The sequence below is a fragment of the Microvirga tunisiensis genome, assembly GCF_009296175.1.
Classification (GTDB): domain Bacteria; phylum Pseudomonadota; class Alphaproteobacteria; order Rhizobiales; family Beijerinckiaceae; genus Microvirga; species Microvirga tunisiensis.
In genome coordinates this window covers 1-2,570 of record NZ_VOSK01000585.1, presented here as the reverse complement: position 1 = coordinate 2,570, position 2,570 = coordinate 1, and the positions used below count along the sequence as shown (strand labels likewise).

At 62.3% G+C, this 2,570-nt stretch carries 3 protein-coding genes and 1 pseudogene; 3 read left to right on the top strand and 1 reads right to left on the bottom strand.

Annotated features, from left to right (window positions below):
• The 3 genes from FS320_RS47365 to FS320_RS41635 form a co-directional block, all read left to right on the top strand.
• Positions 1 to 211, top strand: a 211-nt coding sequence (locus FS320_RS47365; protein WP_210252249.1) for a hypothetical protein, incomplete at its 5' end; no start/stop codon positions are given.
• Positions 212 to 520: 309 nt separating this feature from the next.
• Positions 521 to 1,684 (top strand): TAXI family TRAP transporter solute-binding subunit, encoded by a 1,164-nt coding sequence (locus FS320_RS41640; protein WP_162003599.1) that lies wholly within the window; start codon positions 521 to 523, stop codon positions 1,682 to 1,684.
• 45 nt (positions 1,685 to 1,729) lie between these two features.
• On the top strand, positions 1,730 to 2,146 hold the full coding sequence (locus FS320_RS41635; RefSeq protein WP_152718417.1) for a DUF5602 domain-containing protein: 417 nt from the start codon (positions 1,730 to 1,732) through the stop codon (positions 2,144 to 2,146).
• A gap of 233 nt (positions 2,147 to 2,379) precedes the next feature.
• Here FS320_RS41635 and FS320_RS46725 read toward each other — a convergent pair.
• Positions 2,380 to 2,570, bottom strand: a pseudogene (locus tag FS320_RS46725) (NADP oxidoreductase); the annotation flags it as partial.

The following is a 2,570-nucleotide window of genomic DNA, read 5'->3' as shown; positions in this document are numbered from 1 at the left end:
TCTGATCCGCCTTCTGGTCAAGCGCGTTGAGATTGATCGCGGCGACATCACGGTGGTGTTCCGTGTCGCTCCGCCGCCCGATCCGAGCTATGGTGGTTCAGACAGCGGCAGTTTGCACCATTGTAGGAGGGGTCTCGACGCCGCCACTCTGCCGGCTTGGGTGCATCGGCGTCGATCCCGCACCCGATCCGAAGTGCCCAAATCCCCATAGATGAGCGCGGCACGCACGGCGCCCAACCGTTCCGCGGGTTCCTTCCCTGGAGGCTTCCGGACGCCGGCCCCGGTGCACCTCGCTGCGTCGTGATGGGCCGGCATCCGAAACCCTTCACAAATCCTGACGTTCAGCGATGCCAAACTGGAGTCTGTATCGGTGGTCAACAGCAGCTGAAGCGTTTGCGCCGACGAACCTGTGTTCAGCCACCGACCTGGGGTACCTCGTGGGTGTAGGCCCAAGGAGATGAAGGCTTGTGCTACTGTCTCCCTCCACCAACGGTTTAGGTGCCACGAGCAGGAGGCCAGCATGGTTCCTGGTAGTGTATCCCCCGTCTGGGCCGGCGGTCTGGCCGCGGCGCTGCTCCTGCTAGCAGAGCTGATCCTGCCGCCGGCCATAGCGCAAACTCCATCCCCGACACCACCTGTCAAACAGGCCGCACCAGCCCGGGACCCGAACACAATCGGGATCGTCGCAGGAAGCCCGGAAGGGGGCACCCTTCCGCTGGTCAATGAGATCGCAAGAGTCCTCGCGGGTGGACAGGAGATCGGCCCGAAGGGAGAGTTGGCGTTGCGCGTGCTCCCGATGGTTGGGCGTGGCGGGGTTCACGACATCCAGGATGTTCTTGCGCTTCCCGGCGTCGACATGACGATCACACAGGAGCACCTGCTGACGCACTTGCAGGAGAGCAAAGAACTCGGGGATCTCAAGAGCAAGCTCGTCTACATCACGAAGCTGTTCAACGAAGAGCTGCACCTGATCGCGCAAGAGCACGTCCGACAGATCTCGGACCTTGCCGGCAAGCCGGTCAATTTCGGAGATTACGGCGGCAGCGCCGAGGGCATCGCGCGTGATCTCTTCAGGACGCTTGGGGTTGAGGTCTCGGAGGTTCACCTCGGATTGAACGAGGCCATTGAAGAGATGCGGCAGGGCAGGATTGCCGCAACCGCCGTGTTGGCCTCAAAGCCGGCAGCCGTTGTGGAGCACCTCACGCGCGGGAGCGGATTTCGTCTTGTTCAAGTTCCTTATCCGGCCGGAGCAACGCTCTATCTGCCAGCCGCACTGCATCACGAGGACTATCCAGGCCTTATTCCAGCGGGAGAGAGGGTCGAAACTGTTGCCGCAGGGACAGTCCTCATTGCCTATAACTGGCCCGAGAAGAGCGGCCGCCACCAACTGCTCGGCAACTTCGTCGACGCGTTCTTCTCCCGTTTCCCTGAGTTCCAGGCTGCTCGGCGGCACCCCAGGTGGCAGGAGGTCAACCTTGCGGCTGTCCTGCCGGACTGGCGGCGATTCAAGCCAGCCGAGCGCTGGCTTCAGACTAGCCAGGCACGCCAGGCAGGCACTGGTTCTACAGGATCGGTACCGCGATCTGACACGCCTGGAAGGATGGTGCCGGGAGGCAGGGATCCCGAAACGGAGCGTCTGTTTGAGGAATTTCTGGAATGGCGCGAACAGCGAGGCAAACGCTGACGACGCTCCTGTTGTACGGCGCCCCGAGGCTGAGGAATGATGGCCATGAATAGGCAGTTAGCTGCGGCAAGCTTGTTGGTGATCTTGACGGCTTCGGTGGTCGAGGCACAGACCTCTCCAGCACCCTCAGGCCCCCCACCCCGTGGCTTCAAGCGGGTCAGCGATCTCGTGAAGATCCCACGCTTCCTGCCCGGACTGGGCGCTCTCTACGTCCGGCCCGAGACGCTGCCTGTGGGACCATTCCTCGCTTACGACCGACGAGGGCGGCGGGTGAGCACCATCTACATGATCCCGGTCGAGGATATCGGAAACCGGAAGAAGTTTGATCTAGCCGGGTTCGCGGGCCGGAACGACCATGTATCGATCTATTTCAACGAGGGCCATCCCGGTGTCGAGATGCCTCATTACCATGTTGTGATCTGGCATGTGAACAAGGCGGGTGAGGCACGGGTCGCGAAGTAGGCCTCCACATCGATAGTTCAGCAGGTGGAGGAACTTCCGTTTCGGGTCACGCACTGAAATTCCTGGCTCGTTCGGAACGTCTGGTTCCGTGAGGATTGCTGCCCTCGGGCTAACGTCTCAGGAGTGCCATTAAGCGACGTTCCGCGTGAGCGCTCCCGCGCTCCGCCCCGGAGAGGATCAGCGCGAGCTAATCCCTCTTGCGCGAGGTGTTCCGCGGAGGATTGCACCAAAGCTCACATGTACAGCGCACGGCTCAATCGAACGCCGTAGTCCGCGTCCGGGTTCGTTGTGCCGTCCCCAACCCTCTCCACGATGGCCGCAACAGCCAGGTCGCGCCGTTTCGGCAATCGCGCCCGCTCGGCCGCAGTGTGGGCGGCGGGCATCTCTTCGAGGGTGAGGTCCGTGCAGTAGCATGGAGCGCCAG

Bases quoted from the DNA above. Each gene is read 5' to 3' on its own strand.
- FS320_RS41640 (WP_162003599.1), top strand. From the start codon at position 521: ATGGTTCCTGGTAGTGTATCCCCCGTCTGGGCCGGCGGTCTGGCCGCG.
- FS320_RS41635 (WP_152718417.1), top strand. From the start codon at position 1,730: ATGAATAGGCAGTTAGCTGCGGCAAGCTTGTTGGTGATCTTGACGGCT.